Source organism: Streptomyces monticola, assembly GCF_042665355.1.
Lineage (GTDB): Bacteria > Actinomycetota > Actinomycetes > Streptomycetales > Streptomycetaceae > Streptomyces > Streptomyces monticola.
In genome coordinates this window covers 232,366-254,691 of sequence record NZ_JBHTCF010000014.1, presented here as the reverse complement: position 1 = coordinate 254,691, position 22,326 = coordinate 232,366, and the positions used below count along the sequence as shown (strand labels likewise).

Annotated in this window: 21 protein-coding genes; 16 read left to right on the top strand and 5 right to left on the bottom strand. The window is 70.8% G+C overall.

Going from position 1 to position 22,326, the window contains the following annotated elements:
* The coding region (locus ACFQVC_RS29080) for a DUF7916 family protein (protein WP_381836077.1) at positions 1–419 on the bottom strand (419 nt) is incomplete at its 3' end.
* A gap of 188 nt (positions 420–607) precedes the next feature.
* On the bottom strand, positions 608–1,849 hold the full coding sequence (locus ACFQVC_RS29075; protein ID WP_381836075.1) for a PTS transporter subunit EIIC: 1,242 nt from the start codon (positions 1,847–1,849) through the stop codon (positions 608–610).
* 706 nt (positions 1,850–2,555) lie between these two features.
* Between ACFQVC_RS29075 and ACFQVC_RS29070 the strand changes: the two genes are divergently transcribed.
* Positions 2,556–3,077: a GNAT family N-acetyltransferase gene (locus ACFQVC_RS29070; protein WP_381836073.1), complete on the top strand. Its 522-nt coding sequence runs from the start codon at positions 2,556–2,558 to the stop codon at positions 3,075–3,077.
* 330 nt (positions 3,078–3,407) lie between these two features.
* Here the strand turns inward: ACFQVC_RS29070 and ACFQVC_RS29065 are convergent, their stop codons facing one another.
* Positions 3,408–4,385, bottom strand: coding sequence for an MsnO8 family LLM class oxidoreductase (locus ACFQVC_RS29065; protein WP_381836071.1), 978 nt, complete (start codon positions 4,383–4,385; stop codon positions 3,408–3,410).
* 1,044 nt (positions 4,386–5,429) lie between these two features.
* On the opposite strand from ACFQVC_RS29065, the gene ACFQVC_RS29060 reads away from it, so the two are divergent.
* Positions 5,430–6,131, top strand: a complete 702-nt coding sequence (locus tag ACFQVC_RS29060) for an IclR family transcriptional regulator (RefSeq protein WP_381836089.1) — start codon at positions 5,430–5,432, stop codon at positions 6,129–6,131.
* 40 nt (positions 6,132–6,171) lie between these two features.
* Here the strand turns inward: ACFQVC_RS29060 and ACFQVC_RS29055 are convergent, their stop codons facing one another.
* Both ACFQVC_RS29055 and ACFQVC_RS29050 read right to left on the bottom strand, forming a co-directional pair.
* Positions 6,172–7,107 carry a class I SAM-dependent methyltransferase gene (locus ACFQVC_RS29055; RefSeq protein WP_381836069.1) on the bottom strand — a complete coding sequence of 312 codons (936 nt, stop codon included), beginning with the start codon at positions 7,105–7,107 and terminating at the stop codon, positions 6,172–6,174.
* A 100-nt stretch (positions 7,108–7,207) separates the two neighbouring features.
* Positions 7,208–8,488 (bottom strand): aspartate aminotransferase family protein, encoded by a 1,281-nt coding sequence (locus ACFQVC_RS29050; protein WP_381836067.1) that lies wholly within the window; start codon positions 8,486–8,488, stop codon positions 7,208–7,210.
* 322 nt (positions 8,489–8,810) lie between these two features.
* Between ACFQVC_RS29050 and ACFQVC_RS29045 the strand changes: the two genes are divergently transcribed.
* The 14 genes from ACFQVC_RS29045 to ACFQVC_RS28980 all read left to right on the top strand — a co-directional run bounded on the left by ACFQVC_RS29045 (position 8,811) and on the right by ACFQVC_RS28980 (position 22,324).
* Complete coding sequence (locus tag ACFQVC_RS29045; RefSeq protein ID WP_381836065.1) at positions 8,811–9,857, top strand: hypothetical protein; 1,047 nt, start codon at positions 8,811–8,813, stop codon at positions 9,855–9,857.
* Positions 9,854–10,453: a hypothetical protein gene (locus ACFQVC_RS29040; RefSeq protein ID WP_381836063.1), complete on the top strand. Its 600-nt coding sequence runs from the start codon at positions 9,854–9,856 to the stop codon at positions 10,451–10,453. Before ACFQVC_RS29045 ends, ACFQVC_RS29040 begins: the two co-directional genes overlap by 4 nt.
* Positions 10,443–11,522, top strand: a complete 1,080-nt coding sequence (locus ACFQVC_RS29035; RefSeq protein ID WP_381836061.1) for an ABC transporter ATP-binding protein — start codon at positions 10,443–10,445, stop codon at positions 11,520–11,522. The genes ACFQVC_RS29040 and ACFQVC_RS29035 overlap by 11 nt, the downstream gene beginning before the upstream one ends.
* Positions 11,515–12,297: an ABC transporter permease gene (locus ACFQVC_RS29030; RefSeq protein ID WP_381836059.1), complete on the top strand. Its 783-nt coding sequence runs from the start codon at positions 11,515–11,517 to the stop codon at positions 12,295–12,297. The genes ACFQVC_RS29035 and ACFQVC_RS29030 overlap by 8 nt, the downstream gene beginning before the upstream one ends.
* A 160-nt stretch (positions 12,298–12,457) precedes the next feature.
* Complete coding sequence (locus ACFQVC_RS29025) at positions 12,458–13,111, top strand: HAD family hydrolase (RefSeq protein WP_381836057.1); 654 nt, start codon at positions 12,458–12,460, stop codon at positions 13,109–13,111.
* Positions 13,112–13,290: 179 nt separating this feature from the next.
* Positions 13,291–14,460, top strand: a complete 1,170-nt coding sequence (locus ACFQVC_RS29020) for an acyl-CoA dehydrogenase family protein (RefSeq protein WP_381836055.1) — start codon at positions 13,291–13,293, stop codon at positions 14,458–14,460.
* 36 nt (positions 14,461–14,496) lie between these two features.
* Positions 14,497–14,940 carry a type II toxin-antitoxin system RatA family toxin gene (locus ACFQVC_RS29015; RefSeq protein ID WP_381836053.1) on the top strand — a complete coding sequence of 148 codons (444 nt, stop codon included), beginning with the start codon at positions 14,497–14,499 and terminating at the stop codon, positions 14,938–14,940.
* Positions 14,937–15,965: an NAD-dependent epimerase/dehydratase family protein gene (locus ACFQVC_RS29010; protein WP_381836051.1), complete on the top strand. Its 1,029-nt coding sequence runs from the start codon at positions 14,937–14,939 to the stop codon at positions 15,963–15,965. The genes ACFQVC_RS29015 and ACFQVC_RS29010 overlap by 4 nt, the downstream gene beginning before the upstream one ends.
* A gap of 241 nt (positions 15,966–16,206) precedes the next feature.
* A complete protein-coding gene (locus tag ACFQVC_RS29005; RefSeq protein ID WP_381836049.1) occupies positions 16,207–17,121 on the top strand; it encodes an inositol-3-phosphate synthase in 915 nt (304 codons plus the stop codon).
* 66 nt (positions 17,122–17,187) lie between these two features.
* Entirely contained in the window at positions 17,188–18,378 is a 1,191-nt protein-coding gene (locus tag ACFQVC_RS29000) for a methionine adenosyltransferase (protein WP_381836047.1), read from the top strand.
* Positions 18,375–19,385, top strand: coding sequence for a hypothetical protein (locus ACFQVC_RS28995; protein WP_381836045.1), 1,011 nt, complete (start codon positions 18,375–18,377; stop codon positions 19,383–19,385). Before ACFQVC_RS29000 ends, ACFQVC_RS28995 begins: the two co-directional genes overlap by 4 nt.
* Positions 19,382–20,179 carry an SDR family NAD(P)-dependent oxidoreductase gene (locus ACFQVC_RS28990; RefSeq protein ID WP_381836043.1) on the top strand — a complete coding sequence of 266 codons (798 nt, stop codon included), beginning with the start codon at positions 19,382–19,384 and terminating at the stop codon, positions 20,177–20,179. Before ACFQVC_RS28995 ends, ACFQVC_RS28990 begins: the two co-directional genes overlap by 4 nt.
* 70 nt (positions 20,180–20,249) lie before the next feature.
* Positions 20,250–21,062, top strand: coding sequence for a histidinol-phosphatase (locus ACFQVC_RS28985; protein ID WP_381836042.1), 813 nt, complete (start codon positions 20,250–20,252; stop codon positions 21,060–21,062).
* Positions 21,063–21,169: 107 nt separating this feature from the next.
* The gene (locus ACFQVC_RS28980; protein WP_381836041.1) at positions 21,170–22,324 is read left to right on the top strand and encodes a hypothetical protein; all 1,155 of its coding nucleotides are present in this window, start codon (positions 21,170–21,172) and stop codon (positions 22,322–22,324) included.
* Positions 22,325–22,326 lie beyond the last annotated feature (2 nt).

Here is a 22,326-nt window from a genome sequence, read left to right as displayed (position 1 = left end):
GGGTTGGCGGTGATGCAGAGCATCGCGGCGCCCATGTCGATCAGGCGCTTGGCGTGCTCGGGCTTGGCGCGGCGGATCTCGGGGACGTCGCCGGGCTCCAGGTTGATGCCGATGGGCCGGCCGATGACCTGGGAGAGTTCGGTGAAGCTGTCGAAGGTGCCGAGGCCGGGCAGGGTCAGGCGCTCGCCGTCCCAGGCCCGCTCGATGAGATTCAGTACGACGATGTCGGCGCCGAAAGCGGAGACGAGTTCCGCGTTGTGCACGCCGCGGCCGTCGGGGTGCGGGGACAGCGCGCAGCGCTCGCCGAACACTTCGCCGACCATCGTGCGGCCCTCGGCTGCGGCGACGGCGTCGGTCAGAGCGCGGCCCCGGAGGGCGGCCAGCTGCTCACGGTCGAGATCGAGAATGCGAGTGGTCACAGGGATTCCTCTGGAGAGGCGGTGGCGGAGGACCGGCCCAAGGGCGAGGTGAACGCTCCCCGAGGGGGTGCGAGTTGTCCCGAGGAGGCGCTCTGCGGTCCGGAAAGGGTCGGGGCCCGGCCATGTGTCGTAACGGCCGGGCCCGGTGGCCCCGGGTGTCCCGGGGCCCGACGCGGTTCAGGCGGGCGTCACTTGGTGAGTTCTTCGACCTCTTCGTCCGGCTCGCGGCCGGGCGTCGGGATGTTGAACTTCACGATGAGGAAGCGGAAGAGGACGTAGTAGACCACCGCGAACCCGAGACCGATCGGGATGATCATCCATGGGTTGGTGGCGAGCTTCCAGTTGAGCAGGTAGTCGATCAGTCCCGCGGAGAAGCCGAATCCGTCCTTCACGCCCAGCGCCCAGGTCAGGGCCATGGAGACACCGGTGAGTACCGCGTGGACCGCGTACAGGGCCGGGGCGATGAACAGGAAGGTGAACTCGATCGGTTCGGTGATGCCGGTGACGAACGAGGTCAGGGCCAGCGAGATCATCATGCCCATGGTCGCCTTGCGGCGGTGCGGCTTGGCCGCGTGGGCGATGGCGATGGCGGCGGCGGGAAGGCCGAACATCATGATCGGGAAGAAGCCGGTCAGGAACTGGCCCGCCGTCGGGTCGCCGTGGAAGAAGCGCGGGATCTCGCCGTGCCAGACGTTGCCGGCAGCATCGGTGAACGAGCCCACCTGCTGCTGGAAGAAGGTGTTCAGGAACTGGTGCATGCCGACCGGGATCAGGCCTCGGTTGAACACACCGTAGATACCGGAACCGAAGGCGCCGAGGCCGGTCAGCCAGTCGCTGAAGTGGCCGAGGCCGTCACCGATGGGCTGCCAGGCGAGCCCGAAGAACACACCGAAGAGCACGCCGATGAACGCCATGATGATCGGCACGAGTCGGCGGCCGTTGAAGAAGCCGAGCCAGTCGACCAGCTTGGTGCGGTAGAAGCGCTGCCAGATCAGGGCGCTGACCAGGCCGAGGAGGATTCCGCCGAGCACGCCGGGGTCTTGCGGGGTGCCCTTGGGGAGAGCTTCGGTGACCGATCCGGCGACCGGGAACGCGGTGAGCACGTTCTTGTAGACCAGGAACCCGGCCAGCGCGGCGAGGGCGGTCGAACCGTCGGCCTTCTTCGCGTAGCCGATCGCGACTCCGACACAGAACAGCAGCGGAAGGTTCTGGAATATCGCGCCGCCGGCGGCGTCGAAGACGGCGGCGACCTTGTGCCAGCCCAGGCCCTCGTCACCGAACACATCGGGCTGGCCGAGGCGGAGCAGGATCGCCGCGGCAGGCAGCGCGGCGACGGGGAGCTGCAGACTGCGGCCGATCTTCTGCAGGGCGGCCATGAGGCCGCTCCCTCGCTTCTTGCCCGCCGATGGTGCGGCGGTGGCCGTGGACATCAACTACCTCCAGGGGATGACGTCGCCAGGCACTTGAAGAGAGGGGCAGCGACGTTCTTCGGGACACGGCACTCGGGACATTTGGTCTAAACCACTCGCCGGTGCAAGCCTGTTTTAGCACGATGAAGGAGGGATAAAGACGTTTCTTCGGCTCTGAGCGGGATCGGGCCGGACACTGGTGACCAAGGCCCCCGGCCATCCCTGATATCGGGGGTCTTTCGGGGGTCGAAGGGCCGGGCCACACGTCCGGCATCTCGAAGACTTCGGCCCTGTTGTGGAGGCCCCGACCGGCACCAAGCCGACCGGGCCGGTGGCAGCGGCCAGGGAGTGATGTTCTGGTGGGGCTTCGGCGTGCGGCGGCTTCCGAGCGGACTTCGGAGTGCGGCGGCTTCCGCGCGGACCTCGGCGTGCGGCGGATCTGCGCACCCCGAAGTCTCCCGCGCCGGTTGCTGGGGACGCGCCGGTCTACGGCGGATCCGACGCCCGGACCAGCCTCGATCGTCGGCGCCGGCCGATGGCCCGAACTGTGGTCGCCCGGTAGCCGGGCAACGCAGCGCGGTGGCTGAACGGCGTGAGCTGAAGCTCGCGGAGCTGCGGAGTTCCGTAAGGCAACAGTGCGTGGTGCGCCGGGTCCCCGAGCGTCCCTCGTCGGCGCCCGAAAGTTGGCGTGATCGGGGATGTACAGCGCATACCTAGACTATTAGGCATGATCGATGCACATGAGATAGCCCGGGCCGCCGTGACAGTGCGGCTGGCGGGGCCCGGCGATGCGGAGGCCGTGCGCGAGATCCGTAACCACGCGATCGAGCACTCTACGGCGCTGTGGACGCAGACGCTGCAGTCCCCGACCGAGGGCGCTGCCTGGCTGGGGGCTCACCTGGAGCGCGGCTCGGCGCTCGTGGCTGAGGTGGACGGAGAGGTGGCCGGGTTCGCGGTGTACGGCCCCTGGCGCAGCTATGACGGGTTCCGCCATACCGTGGAGAACTCCGTCTACGTCCGCGAGGGCCGCCACGGGCTCGGCATCGGCTCGGCGCTGCTCGCCGCCCTGATCGACTCGGCCCGCGCCGCGGGCCACCACGTAGTCGTCGCGGGGATCGAAGCCGAGAACGAAGGGTCGATCCGGTTGCACGAACGATTCGGATTCCAGCACGCCGGTACGGTGCGGGAGGTCGGCACCAAGTTCGGCCGGTGGCTCGACCTGACGTTCATGCAGCTGCGCCTGAGCTGAGCCATTCGAAGGCGCTGGGCACCGGCCTTGCGGAACTGGGTGGCCGAGCACGGCAGTGCAGAACCACTCGGCAGGCGGACCGGCGCGCGAGGGCGTGGCACCCCTGTGCTCGGTCTGCTGGTCGCGGCCGCCATCCGCGAACCCGGCCTGCCCGCCCGTCAGTTGTGCGTGAGACGCGACAAGTCTCTGGCTGTGCTGCGCAATTACGAGTCGCCGTGCGGCCCGTCCGTGGCCCCCAAGCGGAATTGGTGCGGGCCGCGATCCTTGGACTGCGGGCCCCGGATCACTGCCCGCGCCCGGCTGCACCGTTCCCGGAAGATCGCCGGAAGCTCAGCTGCCGGCGGCGAGTGCCTTGGCCACCAGCTCGAACGACCGGACCCGGTCCGCGACGTCGTACACCGGAGTGACCAGCATCAGCTCGTCGGCCGCGGTGGCGTCGGCGAGCTGCGTGAGGCGGGAGGCCACCGACTCCGGTGTGCCGTATGCCTGGTGGGCGCCGAAGGCGGCCAGCTGCTCCGACTCCTCGGCCGTGAAGCGGTGGTCGGCGGCTGCGGCAGGGCTGACGAACGGCTCCTCTGCCTGCCCGGCGAGCAGCCGTGACTTGATGATGTCCATGGGGCGCTTGAGCTCGGCCGCCCGCTCCTCGGTGTCCGCGCACACCGTCTCCACGCAGAGCAGCGCATAGGGGTCCTCACGCCAGGCGGAGGGCCGGAATTCCTCCCGGTAGCGCCCGAGCACCCGCACGGTGTTCTGGGGGCGGATGTGGTGAGCGACCGCGATCGGCAGGCCGAGGAGTGCGGCGACCGCGGCACCGGCTTCGCTGGACGCGAGCAGCCAGGGCTCGGGGAGCTGTCCGAGGCTGCACTCGCGCAGGTGGTCGAGGATCGCCGCGACATCGCGCCGGTACTCCTCGTCCGTGGCCGGATCGGCGCCCCTGCGCAGGGCGCGGGCCGTGCCCTCGTGGAAGGTGCCGGGGCCGCGCCCGATGCCGAGGTCGATCCGGCCCTCGTGCAGGGCGGCGAGCGTAGTGAACTGCTCCGCCACGGTGAGCGGCGCGTGGTTGGGCGCGAGCACGCCGCCCGAGCCGACCCGCAGGTGCGAGGTGGCCGCCGCGATGTGCGCGGTCATGATGGGCGGCGGGAAGACGCCGATGGCGGGGGAGTGGTGGTGTTCGGCGAACCACAGGCGGTGGTAGCCGAGCCGGTCGAACTCCCTGGCGGCAGCCTCGCAGTTGCGCAGCGAGGCCGAGGGCGGGAAGTCGCGCTGGACGACGGCGACTTCGAGAGCGGAAAGCGGCAGATGCGGCATCCGGCCAGCGTAGGTGTGGTCCCGACCGGCGCGACATCGGGGCCGTGCCCCGGGCCCGTGGGCCTCTCCGGTCTTACGAATGACCAGTTCAGGCCCACGTCAATGGATAGGACTTTCCATGCCTGCCCAGCCTGGCCGTGAACGTGCGCGGGGGCGGCGGCATGACGGGAAAGCGTGGAGCGTTGTGAAGGGGTTTATGGGCCGTCCGCAAGGCGGGTTCTTGGATGACGGGTTCATGAAGTGAGGAGCGGGCGTCGCCGGTCGGAGCGTGGGGTTCATTGAGTGGCTCCTTGGGGCGCGCAGCCCGTTTAGGAATCGAATAGAGCATCTTTATCGGTTGCGGGCATGGCACCCCTTCCGATTCTGACGTGCCGTCAGTGAAGCGGGCGTCAAACGGATGTGGGGGATCGGTTTTCTGGTGAAATCGGTCCCCTTGTGGATGCCGCATATCGCTGCCTGCAGTATCTCCGCGCAGGTGTATGAGGGAGCCGTCGCAGCTGCGGCGGCCACACAAACGGGCAAGTACGAGTCCAATGCGGGCACGGGCGGCGGCGGTTGACGGTGGCGGTGGGATCGCAGGGGGTGTGCGGCGCGGTCGCACCGGGGCGTACGAGGAGGGAAGATGCCTGGTCAAAGCCGTTCATGCCCCGTGCGGCAACCCTTTGGACGCCTCCGCGCCACGCCGTGGCCAGGCCCGCGAAAATTGACCGATTTCCCTCGTCTGCCGGGGTTCATCGGCGCATTCCATGGAAAATGATCTCGCTGCGATCCCCGGTGCGGCCGCGCGATAGCGGCTGTCGCTGCCGCACTGAACTCATGTCAACGGTTGTGGATGGATGGCCTGATGTCTGCGCAGCGCCCCATTTCGATCGTTTCCGCGCTGCTACAGTTTCATTTCCGTCCATCTGCCCGGTGCTGACTGTGGTGATGGCGAACGGGGGGTCAGCGAGGAAGAGAAGTATGTCTCCGGGCGATCTCCCGCTCCGTTCTCTCAGGGTCCTCGGAGGAGATACCTTGTCCGTTGAGACGCAGCCCTCGCGCTCAATGCTTGCCCGCGGCATGAGTATTCTGCGCTGCTTCCGGCCATGTGAACCAGAACTCCCGCTCTCAGAAATAGCGCGGCGCGCGGGTATGCCCAAGGCCACCGCTCACCGCATCATCGCGGAACTCGTCGACGAAGGCATGCTGGAGCGCGGGGAGCGGGGACTGAGACTCGGGGTGGCGCTCTTCGTGCTCGGCGCGCGTGTGCCACGGCAGCGCAAGTTCCGTGATCTGGCCTTCCCGTACGCGGAGAAGCTGTACCACCTCACCCACGGAAGCGTGTTCGTCTTCATCGCCGACACGCTCGGCCCCGATGCGGCACTGGTGGACGCGGTGCGCCGCGCCGACCGGGCGGGCGTCCGGCCGGAAGCCGAGGAGGAGAGCCAGATCTCGTGCATGGCCGCGACAAGGATCCTGCACGCGTACGGCCTGACTCCCGCACCGCCGATTCGGGGGGCGCGGGGCGCGGCAGATGAGCCCGCGAGAGTCCTGTCCCAGGGGTTCGCCGTCGTCCGCGGGACGACCGGCGCCGTCGGTATCGCCGCGCCCGTGCTGACCTCGTCGAACGCCGTGATGGGGGCGCTCGCCGTCGTGGGCCCGCACGGCCGGGTGCAGCCGGCGAAGGCCGCCTCGCACGTGCGAGCCATGTGCGCCGCTGTCTCGGGTGCCCTGCAGCGGACACCCGAACTGGCCCCCGTCTGGTGACGATTGGGCTCCGGAAGGAGCGGGCGGGGCAGGGTGCGGGTCAGGCCCCTTCCGCACGCCGCGCCAGGAACAGGGTGGGCAGCAGCCGCCCGGCCAGATACTCGTCGCGGGCCGCCGTGAGTGTGCCGCGGATGAGGTCCACCGACTCGGCACCGTAGATCGCGGTGACGCTGCCCCGGAAGATCCGTACCACCTTCAGACGGTCGGCAAGGAGCGCTATGGCCCACTCGCCGAGGTCGTGGCGCGCCACGTCGCTAAAGCCCGCGTGGTCGAGCTGGCGCAGGCGCTCCGCGACGGGGGTGGTGAAGAAGACGTCGCGCGGATGCGACGCGCGGAACGCCTCGGACGGACCGGCGGCACCGGGCGTCAGACTTACCTCTTCCGTGAGGACGAGCAGTCCGCCGGGGCGCAGCAGCCGGCCGGCCTCGCGCACCACCCCGCCGGGGTCGGGGAAGTGCGGCATCGACCCCGTGACCACCACGACGTCGAGCGCGGCGTCGGGCAGCGGCACGGCGGTGGCGTCGGCGCAGATCTCCGTCATCCCCTCGCGGCCCTGGGCACGGCTGATGCGACCGCTGACGGCGCAGTGCTCGACGACGAGGTCGACACCTGACGCGCGTCGTACGCCGACCCCGAGCGCGGCAAGCCGGTCCACCGTGTACCGCAGCGCGCCGCCGAAACCGCTGCCCAGCTCGCACAGGTCCACCGGAGCAGCGCCGGAGTGGGCGGAGTCACGTCCGGCCGTGAGGGCTTCGGCGACGGCTTCGGCGACCAGGTCGCAGCCTTGCGGGCCGAAGTGGCCCATCTGATCGAGACCGAGCAGGCCGTCGGCTCCCTCCTCGCCGGTGAACTCGACGATGGACCGCTCGGTGCTCTCCCAGTCGTGCAGCGCGGGAAACAGCTCTCGGTGGTAGCGGTATTGGACGCCGCGCTGGCCGGGAGCGGCTCCCGGCAGCGGGATCTCGGCGTTCGGCATGGCAAGGCTCCTCGGTGCGAGTGCGAGTGCGAGTGCGAGTGCGAGTGCGAGTGCGGGTGTGCCGGCGTGGGGGTGCGCAGGGAGAGTCCCGGCGCACCGGTCAGGGCGTGACCGGGGCCCGCGGGCGGAACTCGTCGGGCACCGCGGCGCAGACGGCGTCCAGCGTGGCGAGAGCCTCCTCCACCTCCTCGTCCGAGGCGACCAACGGCGGAAGGAGCCGGAGCACTTCCGGCCGCCCCAGGCACGGGGAGACCACGAGGCCGCGGTGTCCCAGTTCAAGGAGTACGTCCCCGGCCACGGCGGCGGTGGCGAACTCCACGCCCCACAACAGCCCTTGGCCGCGTACGTCCGCGACCAGCGCGGGGTGGCGCCGGGCGAGGCGTGCCAGGCCGGAGGCGAGCAGGCCGGCCAAGTGCTCGCCGTGCGGGGCGAGTTCCTCGACGGCCGCGAGCGCGGCGACACCGGCCGCCGCGCCGAGCGGATGCCCGGAAAAGGTCGTGGTGTGCACGAACGGGTCGGCGGCCAGCGGCGCGTACAGCTCCTCCGTGGCCACCACGGCGGACAGCGGCTGCACACCCCCGCCGAGCGCCTTGCCGAGCAGGACGGCATCGGGCCGGAGGCCGCAGTCCGTGCTGACCAGGCGTGGTCCGCATCTGCGCAGTCCCGTCTGGATCTCGTCGGCGATCAGGAAGGCGCCGTGCTCGCGCGCGGCGGACTCAAGGGCCCGCAGGAACGCGGGCTCCAGGGGCCGCACGCCGCCCTCGCCCTGCACGGGTTCGACGAGGACGGCGGCCACGTCACCGCCCGCGAAGGCACCGGGAACGGCGTCCGCGTCGGCCGCCACGTGTGTCACGCCGCCGAGGAGCGGGCCGAGCGACTGGCGGTAGCGCGGGCTCCAGGTCGCGGCGAGGGCGCCGAGGGACTTGCCGTGGAAGGCGCCCTCGACGGCGACGACACGGGTACGGCCGGTGGCGAGGCGGGCCAGCTTGAGTGCCGCCTCGACGGCGTCCGAGCCGTTCAGTCCCAGCCACACTTTCGTCAGCCGCTCCGGGTCCGCGTACGCCGCAAGGGTCGTGGCGAGCCGCGCCGTGGTGGCGTTGCCCAGGACCCGGCTCGACACCGGCATGGCGTCCAACTCGGCGCGTACCGCGGCCAGGACGGCGGGGTGGCGCTGGCCGAGCAGGGTCACGGCGTAGCTGCCGAAGTCGAGTGCGCTGCGGCCGTCGGAGAGCCGCAGGCGGGCCCCCTCGCCGCTGGCCTCGATCGCGCCGGAGCCGTTCATGCCGTAGACGAGCGCCAGTTGGGGCGAGAAGTGCCGGCGGATCGAGCTGAGGGTTCCGCGTGCTGTCCCGTGCCCCCGGTGTCCGGCGGTGGCGGTCATCAGGCCGTCCTCTCCTCGTTCGGGATTTCCTCGTCCGGGAGTCCCGGCCACGCGGCGCCGCGGGACGTGGTGGGTCCGGCGGAGAGGCGGGGCGCAGCCGTCCGGTCAATGGTTGTATCCCCCGGGATGTACCGGGCAGGAGTCGCGTTCCGACTGCCGGAACGTCCGCTGAGCCGCCGCTGCGGCGCTTGCAAGACTGCGAACCGTTCCGGGGACGGGAAGTACGCCGACCCGGTGGAGGCCTCGCCGTCCCCTGCCCGGACCCGCCGGCCTTCGACCCACCCGGATCCGCCACCCCTCGACCGGAGGTGTACCGACCGCCATGGAGACCACGTCAGCCCGTTCCGTCGCCTTTCCCGATCCCGGCATCCTGGCCAAGCGCTTCGACGCGTTCCTCGAACAGCGTGGAATCGACCGGCAAGCCGTGCTGGGAGAGGCCGCCGATCAGGGCCTTGGCACTCCCGCGCTCGCCGTCGCCGCCGGATCGGTGCTCGCCGGTTTCGGCAATCACCGCAGCGACCTCGACCTGCTCGTCCTCGTGGAGAACGACAGGCTCACGCGCTTTCCCATCCAGTCCCACGAGCACGGCATGCTGATCGACATCAGCGTGCGCCGGGCGAGCGAGGTCCGTGACAGCGCGGCCGGGCTGAGGGCCGAGCCCTGGCCCCGGTCCGCCACGGTCACCGAAGCCGGCTGGAACCACCGGCGCCGGGTCATCAACACCGTCAGCAGGCTCGCACTGGGACTGCCGCTGATCGCCACGCCTCCGTGGGACGGCTGGCTCGCGGGACTGCGCGGCGCATGGCTCGCCGACGCGGTCGAGCAGTGGTTCGCAGTGGAGGCGCACCGCCGTGCGCAGGCAGCGCGCTGGCTCCTCGACGCCCGGCCCATGGCAGCGGCCGTCCGCGCCCGCGAGGCCGTGGTCGCCGCGCTCAACGCCCGGGCGGCGGCGGGCGGTGAGCTGTACTGCACGGACAAATGGGTGGGGGAGAAGCTCAAGCTCCTCGGTGACACGGAGGGCCTCGCGGTGCTGCGCGACGTCCTTGAGCCGCCGCTCACGCCCCACGACCGGGTGCCGCACTGCCTGGACTTCGTCGACCGGACCGTCGGCACCGCCGAGCCCCTGCACGCGGTGCTGCGCTGGGCCATCGGCGTCGGGACCACGCCGCTCGACGACCGTACGGTCGTGGACCGTTGGCAGCTCCGTGCGCTGGAGACCTTCCGCCGTGACCTGCCGCCCCAGGACAGCGACGCGGTCATCTGGTCGGGCCCCGCCGGGTCGGATCCCCCCGACGACGTCCTGCCCTTGTTCGTCCACGACATGGTGTGGCTCGGCCTCGCACACCCCGAGCCGGAGGTGTCCGCGTGACGAGCTCCCCTACGAACGCGACCGCCGCCGTGAGCGTCGCAACGGCCACCGCCGCGGCCATCGGGACGGTCGAGGCGGCCACCGGCGCGCCGCTGCCCGACTTCCGGCGGCTGCTCGCCTTCCGCGCTCATGGAGCGGCCCGTCTCCTGCTCAAGTGCCGGGCGCGCCTGGAGGACATCGAGGGCGCCGTCGCGGCGGGGCAGAGCGAGATGGCCGTGCTCATGGCCTACGAACTGGTCGAGGCCTCGTTGTCCGTACGCGGACTGCGCACGGACGGCGAAGTCAGCTTCGTGGGCGACCAGGTGAGCTTCGACCCGTTCGCCGGGGTGCCGGCCGAGGACGTGGCGGCCGGGCTGCTCCTGGCGGCGGAGGGCCGGGACGCACAGGGCACGCGGGCCGAGGAGTGGATGGAGCGGCTGCGCGGCCATATGCGCGACACCGAGGCGCAGTTGGGGTACGCCGAGCCGCTGCCCGACGTCCGGTCCGCGAGCGGCCTGATGAAGGGGTTCAAGCTGGCCCGCTCCTGGCAGTCCCCCCTCAAGGACGCCGGCCTTCCCGGCCTGCTGCCGGAGTCCTGGACGCGCCGTGCCGACTGACGCGGTGGGCGGGCCCGCCGCGTCCGGGGCGGCAGGGGCACTGGCTCTGAGCGGCGTCACCAAGCGCTACGGCCGTACGACGGCTCTGCAGGACGTGGACCTCGACATCGCCCAGGGCGAGATCGTGGGCCTGCTCGGTCACAACGGCGCGGGCAAGACCACCCTGATGTCCCTCGCGGCCGGGCTCCTGCGGCCCGACGCCGGGGACGTGAGGGTCCTTGGCGCCTCGCCGGTGCGCGATCCGCGCCGGGTGCGGCGGGAACTGGGCCTGGCACCACAGGAGCTGGGGGTCTACCCGCCGCTGACTGTGCGTCAGAACCTCCGGTTCTTCGCCGAACTGGCAGGGCTGCGCGGCGCCGGGACCGAGCGGCGGATCGAGGAGGTCGCCGAGCCGCTCGGGCTGACCGGGCTGCTGGCCCGCCGCGTGGCACAGCTCTCCGGCGGCGAACAGCGCCGTGTGCACACGGCGATGGCGCTGCTGCACCGGCCGCGGCTGCTGCTGCTCGACGAGCCCACCGCGGGCGTGGACGTGGAGACCCGCTCCCGGCTCCTCGCGTTCGTCCGGGAGCTGGCGCGGACGGGCACGGCCGTGTGCTACTCCACGCACTACCTCGCCGAGGTCGAGGCGCTCGACGCGAGCGTCGCCGTCCTGGACCACGGCCGTGTCATCGCGCGTGGCTCCCTCGCCGAGCTGGTGCGCCGCCATGGCGACAGCGCCGTGGAACTGACCTTCTCCGGCAGCGCGCCCGAGCTGCGGCTGCCCTGGCCGGTGACCCGTGAGGGCGACGTTCTGCGGGTCGGCGTCGAGCAGCCGCAGCGTGCGGCGCCCGAAGTGCTCGCGGCCCTGGGCGAGGCGGCGCTGCGCCTGGTCAACCTGCGGGTGGTGCAGCCCGGTCTGGACAGCGTCTTCTTGCGCCTGACGGGACGCCGGTACGCCGACGGGCCCGGGCCCACCGGAACTGCGGACGCCGCGCATGAAGACCGGGACGCGGCCGGAGCGCAAGCAGGGCAAGCGGCGCAGGCGGACCCCTCGTCAGCGCGGGCCGTGGAGGCGGGGCGCCATGGCTGACGGGTCCCTGGGCAGGATCGCCGCGCTCATCCGGCAGGACGGCCGGCTCATGCTGCGCGACCCCGCACCGCTGGTCGTGCGCACCGTCATGCCGCTGCTCATCATGGGCTTCATGCAGCCGCTGTTCCGCACGGCGCTGCGCGCCGACGACGTGCAGGGCGCCAACGGCTCGGAACAGGCCGTGCCCGGCATGGCGGTCATGTTCCTGTTCTTCCTCGTCACCGTCGTGGGCTTCGCGATGTTCCGGGAGCACGGCTGGAACACCTGGGACCGATTGCGTGCGGGTCCCTCCAGGCCGTTCGAGCTGGTCGCGGGGCGCATCGTGGTGCCCCTCGCGGTCGCGGTGCTCCAGCTCGCCGTGGTCTTCGGGGCGGGCGGACTGCTGTTCGGGCTGCGGGTGCGCGGCTCGTACCTCGCGCTCGTCGCCGTGGGCGTGCCCCTGGCGCTGTGCGTGGTCATGTTCGGCATGGCGCTGGTGTCGCTGTGCCGCACGGTCTCCCAGTTCGCCGTCTACGCCAATCTCGCCGCGCTGCTCTTCGCCGGTCTCGGCGGCTCTCTGACCCCCCAGTCCGCGCTGCCGGACTGGGCGCGCGCGCTCGCGCCCGGGGTGCCCAGCTACTGGGCGATGCGCGGCTTCAACACGATCGTCATCGACGGCGGCGGCGTGGCCGCGGTCCTGCTGCCGATCGGCGTCCTGTGTGCCTTCACCGCGGCCCTGACCGCCGTGACCCTGCTGTTCTTCCGCATCGACCACCGCAAGATCTCCTGGTCCTGAACGGACCAGCCGCCTCCAGCCGGCTCTGAACGGACCAGCCTCCTTCACAGCGGACCAGCCTCCTTCACAGCGGACCAGCCTCCTTCACAGCGGACCAGCCTCCTTCACAGCGGACCAGCCGCCCGCACAGCGGACCAACTTCCTGCAGAGAGGGGCAGCCATGCCCGTCGCCGTGGTCTTCGACGTCTACGACACGATCGTGACCGCCCCATCCCTCCCGGGCCCCGAGGAGTTCACCGCCTGCATCGCCGACGTGCTGACGCTGGACGAGCGGTGCGCCGGTGAGGTGGTGGGCGCGGTCTTCGGCGCCTTGTACGCGGCGATGACGGACCCGTCCGCGCTCCAGCCGGCCACCCTCGGGCTGCTGGAGGCGGCGCTGCGCGAGCAGGGGGTGCGGCGCGAACGGGCCGACCTGGACCGGGCCCTGTGGCACGCGCTGGGCTGCGCGGAGGAGGGCAGGCACGGACTGTGCGAGCCCGTGGCCGAAGCGATGCGCCGAGTCGCCGACGCGGGGCACACCGTTCGGCTGCTGTCCAACTGCTATCTGCCGGGCCCGATGATGCGCAGACTCCTGAACGGCCTGAAGGTGCCCGAGGTGTACGACCGCGCGCTGTTCACGGCGGACGGCGGGCCGAAGAAGCCCGATCCCCGCGCATTCCTGCTGATCGGCGAGGGCGAATTCGAGCGGCGGGTCATGGTCGGCGATTCCCAGGAGGAAGACCTCGCACCGGCAGCGGCCCTCGGGTGGGACACCGTACTGGTGAATCAGGACGATCCGGATCTCACGTGTCTGATGTCTCTGCTGAGGCTGTGAAATGCCGCACGGAACGATTTGTGTTCCGCACAAAGAAACGCGCACGGATTTCCGTCGTGTGTGCGGCCTAGGGTCTTATCCAGCGCCGGACGAAGGCGCGGTGGTGAGTTCCGTAGTCCTCGGAGTTCACCGTTCCGCTAATTCCCTTACCGCGCAGGGCGCAAGGAAAGGGGGGGCACATGACGACGGCCGAGACGGACGCCGTGTGGCAGGTCGGTGAGAGCCAGGAACCGCACCGGGTTCTCCTGGACGCCGGCTGGAGCACGCTCTGGAAGCCGGCGCAGGGCCGCGAGGGAGTCACGGGCGCCGACCGCATCCGCGAGCTGGCCGCCAGCGGCTACGCGGCGCTGCCGATCCCGCAGGACTTCGGCGGCGCGGGCGCCGGCCTCGTGGAAGTCGCCGCCGCACAGCGCGCGTTGGGCATCGCCGACCCCTCGGCGGCCATAGCGCTGAACATGCACGCCTTCACGGTGGGGCTGATGGTCGACTACTGGAAGCGGCACCGGGACACCAGCTGGATGCTCCTTGAGGGCATCGCCCGGGAAGGCGCCCTGGTGGCCTCCGCGTTCGCCGAGCCCGGGGGCAGCCCCAACTTCATGAGCAGCCGCTCCGAAGCGGTCGAGACCACCAAGGGCTACCGCGTCTCGGGGGTGAAGTACCCCTGCTCCCTGGCGACCACGGCCACCCTGGTCTGCCTCACGGCCCGGGTCACGGGGACCGACGAGACCCTCCTCGCCCTCGTACCCCGCTCATCGCCGGGACTGACCGTCGAGGGCGAGTGGCCCTCACTCGGCATGACGGACTCCGACACGGCCAGGCTGGTGCTGCGCGACGTCGACCTCGACGACCGGCTGGTCTTCCATCGCGGCCCCGCCGACGTCATCGACGACAACGTGATCTCCGGCATGGCGTGGTTCGCCGTGCTGCTGACCGCCACCTACCACGGCGTTCTGAGCGGACTCCTCGACGTGGCGTACCAGGGCGCGGCCAAGGCGGGCACGTTCGGGCCGCGGACAGCGCTGCTCGGCCGCGCCACCCGGGAACTCCTCGCGCTCGGCGGCACCTGCCGTCAGCTCGGCGCCGACATCGGCTCCGGAGCCATCGCCGGACGGGCCGAACTGGCCGCCGCCGTGGCGCTGCGCGCCTCGCTCAGCGATACACGTGAGCGGGTACTTGCCGCCGTCACCCCGGTCATCGGCAGCCGCCTGTACGGACGCGGGCATCCGGCGGCGGCGCTCCTGGTCGACTCGCTCGCCGTGCACCACCATCCGCCGTCGCTGCTGACCTGCGACGAGGTCGTCGGCGCGGTCGGCACGGGCCGTGAGATCAGCTTCGACCCGGCCGGCTGAGCCGTCCGGCCCCACTTGCCCAAGGAGAGACAGCCCATGCCCCATGTCGATGTCAACCTGCCCATCGATGCCCCGGTGGCCGAAACCTGGCGCGCCGTCACACGCCTTGAGGACTACGCCGCGTACATGGAGAACGTCGAGTCGGTTTCCGTACTCGGACGGACCGAGACCGGCGCCCGCGTCAGCGCGTGGTCGGTGCTGCTCAAGGGCTCCGTCCTGGAGTGGGTGGAGGAGGACGAGCTCGACGAGGCCACCCGCACCATGACGTTCACGCAAGTCTCCGGCGACCTGGACGAGTTCAAGGGCTACTGGCGGGTCGACGACCGCGGCGCCGGTACCTCCGTGGTCACCTTCTCGGTCGACTTCGAGATCGGCATCCCGCTCCTCGCCGACATGCTCAATCCGGTCGCCAGCAAGGCACTGCGGGAGAACTCCGAGCACATGCTCAAGGCCATTGAGCGGAGGATCACGGTCCCGTGACACCCACAGCCGGCACTCCCGCACGCATCCTGGTGACCGGAGCCACGGGCGCCGTGGGCAGCGCCGTCCTGCGCACGCTGCGCACCGCGGGCCATGACGCCTACGGCGTGAGCCGTCGCGGCGGCGAGGAGCCCTGGCAGTACGTGTGGCGGATCGGCCAGGAAGAGCCGCCCGCCGCACTGCACGGCCCGTGGACGGCTGTGGTGCACTGCGCGGCGGACACCCGCTGGGACCTGCCGGCCGAGAGGGCACTGGACGCTAACGTCGCCCCGCTGCGCGCCCTGCTCGCCCGCACCGGCCCGGCGACCCACTTCATCCAGCTCTCCTCCTCGTACGCCACGGGCCTTGAGGGCGATGTGGCCTCGCACGCGCCGGACGCCTACCGCAACACCTACGAGTGGTCGAAGGCCGCGGCGGAACGGCTGGTGCACGCCAGGCGCGACAGCGCGGACATCGTGCGCTTCCCCATCGTCATGGGAGCCAGGGCCGACGGCCGACTGGACCGCTACAGCGGCTTCTTCTGGCTGCCCGCGGCGCTGTGCAACGGGGCGGTCCCCGCGCTGGTGGGGGACGAGAAGGCGCTGCTCGACGTGGTCAGCACCGACGATGTGGCCGAGCACGTGGCCCGCCTGGTCGTGGGCGGCCCCCCGCAGGGCAGACGCCTTTCGGTCCTCGGCCGCGGCGACCGGGCCCAGCGTGTCGGGGAGGTCTTCGACACCGTCCGCGAAGCCCTCAGCTCCTGGCGCGCCGCACACGGCGTCCCGCCCCTTGACCCGCTCCCTTATGTGACTCCCGAGCAATGGAACCGCTTCTACCTGCCGTTCGCCGAGGAACACCTGGACCGTGCGCAGCTACGGCGGATCACCGCCTTCCGCGCCTACCAGGGCTATCTGTCGGTCACCGAGCCGGTCGAGGTCACCGACCAGGTGGCGGACACGGCCCAGGTGGTGCACCGCTCGATGACGCGCTGGGCCGACACGCACGAGGCGGCGGCCCGCCGCATTCCGCAGCCGTGGCGGGCGTGATCCGACGGCCCGGCCGCTTACGAGGAATGGGTTCTCGCACAGGCTCAATTGGTGCTCGCACAAGCTTGCACAGAGAGGAACACCCGTCATGAAATCCATACGTGTCGCGCTCGCGGGCACGGGGAATTGCGCCTGGAGCTTCAGCCAGTTCGTCGCCCTGGCGCAGGCACAACCCGAAGCCCTTCTTCCCGGGCTCATGTGCCCAACAGTGGGGGGATACCGGCTTTCAGACGTAAACATCGTGACGGCTTTCGACGTTGACGAGGAAAAAGTCGGACGCCCGCTCTCGGAGGCGTTCACCGCGCCCGCCATTTCCGCCACCGCCTTCACCCGGCTCGGCGAGGACAGCGAGGCACCGGTCCTTCCGGCTCCCGTCCTCGACGGGCTCGCAGGGCCGCTCGGCGACCTCGTACGGCCGGCCGCCGCCGCCCGCGAGGCCACCCAGGAGGACGTCGCCAAGGCGCTCGTCGACCACGAGGCGGACGTGCTGGTGATCGTGCTGCCCACCGGAGCCTCGCAGGCCATCCGCATGTTCGCGGGCGCGGCCCTCGCCGCGGGAGTGGCGGTCGTCAACGCCACCCCCGAGGAAGTGGCCCGGGACGCGGACATCCGCCGCAGGTTCAAGGAAGCGGGCGTCGTTCTCCTCGGTGACGACCTGCGCAGCCATGTCGGCGCCACCACCCTGCACACCGCGCTCATCGAGCTGATGCTCAGCCGCGGCCTGGTCCTCGGGAGCACCTATCAGCTCAACGTCGGCGGCAACACCGACTTCCTGAACCTGGCCGACACCGGCCGTTCCGCCACCAAGTTCGCCTCGAAGGCCAACGCGCTGCGCGCGGCGGGCATGACCGAGGTCGACGGCGTCGCGGGACCCACCGGCTTCGTCGGGCACCTCGCCGACACCAAGCTGTGCTTCGCCAGCATCAAGGCCACCTCCGTGCTCGGCTCCGAGGTCGAGATCGACCTGAAGCTCAAAGTGGAGGACAGCCCCAACGCCGCCGGAGTCATCGCCAACGCCGTACGCCTGGGGAAGGCCGCCACCGACCGTGGCCTGTCCGGCACGGTGGACGGCGCCTCGGCGCTCCTGTTCAAGAGCCCGCCGCACGGCCTGCCCGAATCGGAGGCGCGCACCGCGTTCCTCGAATTCGCCTCCTGAGACCCGCCATTGAGCCGGCTGCCATTGACCGAGCTGCCATTTTTCACCGAGCTGGAGAGACGGCCCATGCTGTCGATACACCGGGACCACCGAACGGCCGAGGACCTGCCCTACGAGCTCGTCGAACGCAAGGGCGTGGGGCACCCGGACACCATGTGCGACGCCATGGCGGAGCGCATGTCCCGCTACTACTCCCTGTACTGCCTCAAAGAGTTCGGCGGGGTCGCCCACCACTGGTTCGACAAAGTGACGCTGTACGGCGGCGGAGCCGATCTCGACTACGGGCGGGGCGAACTCACCTCCCCATACCGCGTGATGGTCTTCGGCAAGGCCGCATTCCGGGTCGGGCGCACCGAGATTCCCGTGCAGGAGCTGCTCTTCCGGGCCGCTGCCGACTCCCTCACCGAGGTCAGCACCGGCTTCGACGCCGCCCGCCACCTCGTCGTCGAACTCGGCCTGGTCGATCACCGCGGCCCGAGCCGCAAGAACGCGCGCTACCGGCCCGCATCGGAACGGGACCTGGTCCCGCTCAAAGGCGGCGGCCTGGTCTCCAACGACACCAACCTCCTGCACGGCTACGCCCCGCTGTCCCGCCTGGAGAACGCGGTCCTGAGCCTGGAGAACCTCATCAACGGGCCCGGATTCAAGGACCGTCACCCCGACACGGGCTGGGACGTGAAAGTGTTCGGCAGCCGCCGCAACGACACCTTCAACCTGATCGTCAACATGCCGTTCCTCGCGGGCCGCATGGTCTCGGCCGACCAGTACCGGGCCCGCTCGGCCCATGTCCAGGAGGAACTGGAGGACCACGTCACCTCCCTGGGCATCGCGGACTTCCACCTGCTGCTCAACCCCACCGACCGCCCCGGCCATCCGTACCTCACGGTGCTCGGCTCCGTGGCGGACTCCGGCGACGTCGGCGTGGTCGGCCGGGGCAACCGCGTCAACGGACTCATCACGCCCATGCGGCCGATGAGCATCGAGGCGCCCGCGGGCAAGAACCCCCTGGACCACACCGGCAAGATCTACAACGTCATGGCCATGCGCCTCGCCCGCCAGGTGCACCAGGAATCCGGAGGGCCGGCGCAGGTCCATATCTTCACCTCCAAGGGAGCCCCGCTCGAGCGCCCCGAAGAGGTCGCCATCACGACCCCGGACGCTGCCGAGCCCGTACTCGGCTCCCTGGTGGACACCGCGCTCGCGGGCACGGGGGAGCTGACGGCCGAACTCATCGAGACGGGCATCAGCCTGTGGTGACCGCCGAGCGCGTACGGGCCCTCGTCACCGAGGCACACCGCACGGGCCGACGCCGGGACACCGGGCCGCCAACGGGTGAACTGCCCGACACCGGCAGCCACTTCGTGACCCTCGTCAAACCCGAGGTCCTCACCACCGGCGCGGCGACCGGCGCACTGGGGGAAGTCGTACGGATGCTCGGCGAAGGCGAGGTGACCCTGCGGCGCTGCGCCCTGATGCCGGCCGCCGACTTCGCCGGGCGCGGCTATCTGCTCCTGCACTACCCGCGACTGCACCGGGTCGCCGCCGACGGCGCCCGCGCGCTCTGCTCCGGGGCACGCAGAGAACTCGGCTCGTTCATGGAGACGTCCGGCACGGATGCCGCCGTCGGCGCCTACGAGGCGTTGACCCGCGAGCCGGGCCTTGTTGCGGTGGCCCTGGCCGAACGCTGCGACCAGGCAGGCGTCCACAAGCTCGGATCCGGCTCGTACGCCTCGCTGATCGAGGTGAACGGGCGGCCCCGCACCGTCCTGAACGGCTTCCTGCCGGCCCTGGTCGCGCAGTACGCGGACCGCTCGGCCCTCGTCGGACTCCTCGAGTGCCACAGCCACCGCACGATCGACGATCTGCGCACCGGCCTCCTGGGGGCGCTCCACCCGCCTTCCGCCGCGCCGGGCTCGCTGCGCGGCGCGCTGGCGGCCCTGACTGCCCGTACGCGGCGGCCCGCGCTGTCCGCGGGCCGCAACGGGGCGCATCTGTCGGCGGGACACCTGGAAGGGATGTTCCAGGCCTGGCGGTACTTCGCGGCAGCTGACGGGCAAGGCCTCGGCAGCACGGCGCTCGGCCGTGCCCTCGCCGAACGCGGAGTGCCCCTCGCGGCTGTGGCGGAACTGGCCGCGGACCCCAACCTCACCGAGGACTCCGGCGAGACCGTGGCCCCGCACGGTGCCACCGAGAACCTCGGCCGCGCCGAAGTCGTCGACCAGGTCCAGCGCTGGGCCGTCGCCGGGAAGGGGCTCGCGACGTGAGCGGAGTTCCCCGTCCCGAGCGCGGGCTCACCGGGCGTACGGCGGTGGTGACCGGAGGGGCCCAGGGCATCGGCGCCGCGGTCGGCGAACGGCTGTGCGCCGAAGGCTGCCGCGTCCTGGTCTACGACAAGAGCGCCCCACACGGCCGGGCCACGGTGGAGGCATGGCGGGCCGAGGGACATGCCGCGCACCTGGCCGTGGGCGACGTGACGGATCCGGCGGCCGTGGCGGCGGCCTTCGCGGACCTGCCCGAGGGCTGGCAGCGGCCGACGCTCCTGGTCAACCTCGCCGCCGGGTTCGTCTTCAAGGGCCTGGAGGCGACCGTGACGGACTGGCACGCGGCGCTCGACCCCACCCTCGTCGGCCTGTCCCTGGTCACCCGGGAGTTCGTCGCCGGGCTGCCCGAACGCGACGCCGACGCGGCCATCGTCAACATGGCGTCGATCTCCGCCCACATCGCGCAGAGCGGCTTCCTCACGTACAACACGGGCAAGGCCGCCGTGCTCGGAATGACCCGGTGTCTGGCCCAGGACCTGGCCCCCCGAGGCGTCCGCGTCAACTCCGTGAGCCCCGGGACCGTGTGGAACGCCAACAACGAGCGGTTCCACCGTGAGGCCCTCGGGCTCGACCGCGCGGCGGCCGAGTCGGCCCCCGAGCACGGCGGCAAGTTTCTGCTCGGGCGCTTCGCAAACCCGGCGGAGGTCGCCGCGCCCATCGCGTTCCTGCTGTCGGACGAGGCGAGTTTCATCACCGGCACCGACCTCGCGGTCGACGGCGGATATCTGGCGGTGTGACACACGGAAGGCGGCACTGAGGGCCGACACGAAGGGCGTGACATGACGGCCGTGACACGAAAGGCAGGACATGAAGGTCGATCTGCATACCCACCACAATCGGTGCGGCCACGCGAAGGGATCGCTGCGCGACTACGTTCTCGCGGCCCTTGACCAGGGAGTCGAGGTTCTTGGCCTCTCCGACCACACCCCCATGTTCGCGGAGGAGGAGGACCACGCGCTGCCTCCCGTGGCGATGCCGAAGTCCGCGTTCCCGTCGTACATCGCCGAAGCCCTCGCGCTGAAGGAAGAGTTCGCGCACAGCATCGAGATCCTCGTCTCCACGGAGGCCGACTATCTCAGCGGCCGCATGGACGCCTATACCAAGGCGCTCAGCGGCTACCCGCTTGACTATCTCATCGGCTCGGTCCATCAGTTCGAGGGGAGCGAAATCTTCGACGTCAGGCGCTGGGAAGGCGTCGGCGGGGACGAGCTCCCCGCCATCAAGGCCCGCTACTTCCGCCTGGTGGCCGAGTGCGCCAGGTCCGGGCTCTTCGACGTCATCGGGCATGTGGACGCGCTGAAGGGCAGCCACCCGCCGCTGGGCGCCGTCCCCGTACCCGCAGCCGCCGACGAGATGCTCCTCGCGATCCGGGACTCCGGCGCCGTGATGGAGATCAACACCTCGGGGAACACCAAGATGTGCGGCGGCTGGTACCCCGAGTTCGATCTCCTCGAGCGCGCACACCACTTCGGCGTCCCCATCACCTTCGCCTCCGACGCGCACACTCCCGAACGCGTCTGTGACCAGTACCCCGAAGTGGTCCAGGTGCTCCACGACATCGGCTTCTCGGCCTGGACGGTTTTCCGCGGCGGTACGGCCAGGCAGTGCCCGCTCTTCTGACCTTCCGGCCTTCTGACCTTCCGGCCTTCTGACCTTCCGGCCTTCTGGCCGTCTGACCGAATTCAGGCCTTCTGGCCGAACGAACCCATCGAATCTGGAGTTCAGCCTTGACCAGCGTCAGCCAACTCGTCGCGCTCGACCCCGACGGCGCGACCACTCGCAGCCTGCGGATCCGGGACCACCTGCTCACGACCGTGTCGACTTCCGCCGCCTCCGACGAACTGGTCACGGAGACCTTCTGGCCGCCCGGCATGCTGGACGTCTTCGAAGCCGAAGCCACCCCCGGGCGCGCACCCGACGAGACCGTGGTCGACCTGGTCCGCGACCCCGCCGAGATCGACGCGTTGATCCGCCAGGTGTCCGCCGACGCCGTGGCGGGGGAGTACGAACACACCAGGCACTACTGGCTGCCGCGCTACGACGGCGACGGCTACACGCTCTTCGTGCTCCGGGACGTGAACTCCGGCGAGGTGTCGGCGCTGATACGGACCGAACGCCGCATGACCCTCGTACGGCCGCCCACGGGCGTGGCCGACCGGTGGCTCACCCGTATCGTCCGCGACGTGGCCACGAGGATCGCCAAGGCCGAGGGGACGCTGGTCATGCACTCCTCGGCGTTCGTCCTCGACGGCGGCGCCTACCTCGTGATCGGCGACTCCGGAGCCGGCAAGTCCACGACGGCCATCGCGCTCGCCCGGCTCCTCCCGTCCTCGGGCTGGATGGGCAACGACCGTATGCACCTGGACCTGCGCGACGGGCACTACACCGCGACGGCCTGCCCGCTTCCCCTCGCCATCAACAAGGGATCGCTCGACGTCATGGGCGTCACCGGCTTCGAGAACTGGCCGGTGCGCGCGGGTCTTCCGCTGCCGGGTTCCGACTGGGACCAGCTCCATGGCGAGGACAAGCTGAAGCTCAGCTCCCAGGAGGTCGGCCGGTACCTCGGCGTGAGCGTCGTGCCGAACGCGCCGCTCGCCGGAGTGATCCTGCCGCGGATCGACCTCGACGCCGAGTTCTTCGTCGAGCCCGCGACGCCGGAGCACACCGCTGAAGTCCTGCGCCGTAACTGCTTCTCCCTCGACGACAATCTCTTCGGCGAGGACTGGCTCGCCGTGCGCGTCCCCCGTCGAGCCGCGCCGCCCCCCTCGCTCGACGCCTTCCTGGAGCACCTCGCACAACTCCCGGTCCTGCGCTGCTCCTTGGGAAGCGCCGCCGACGTGACCAAGCTGGCCGACGAGCTCGCGAGCACCGTGCGCGCGTGAGC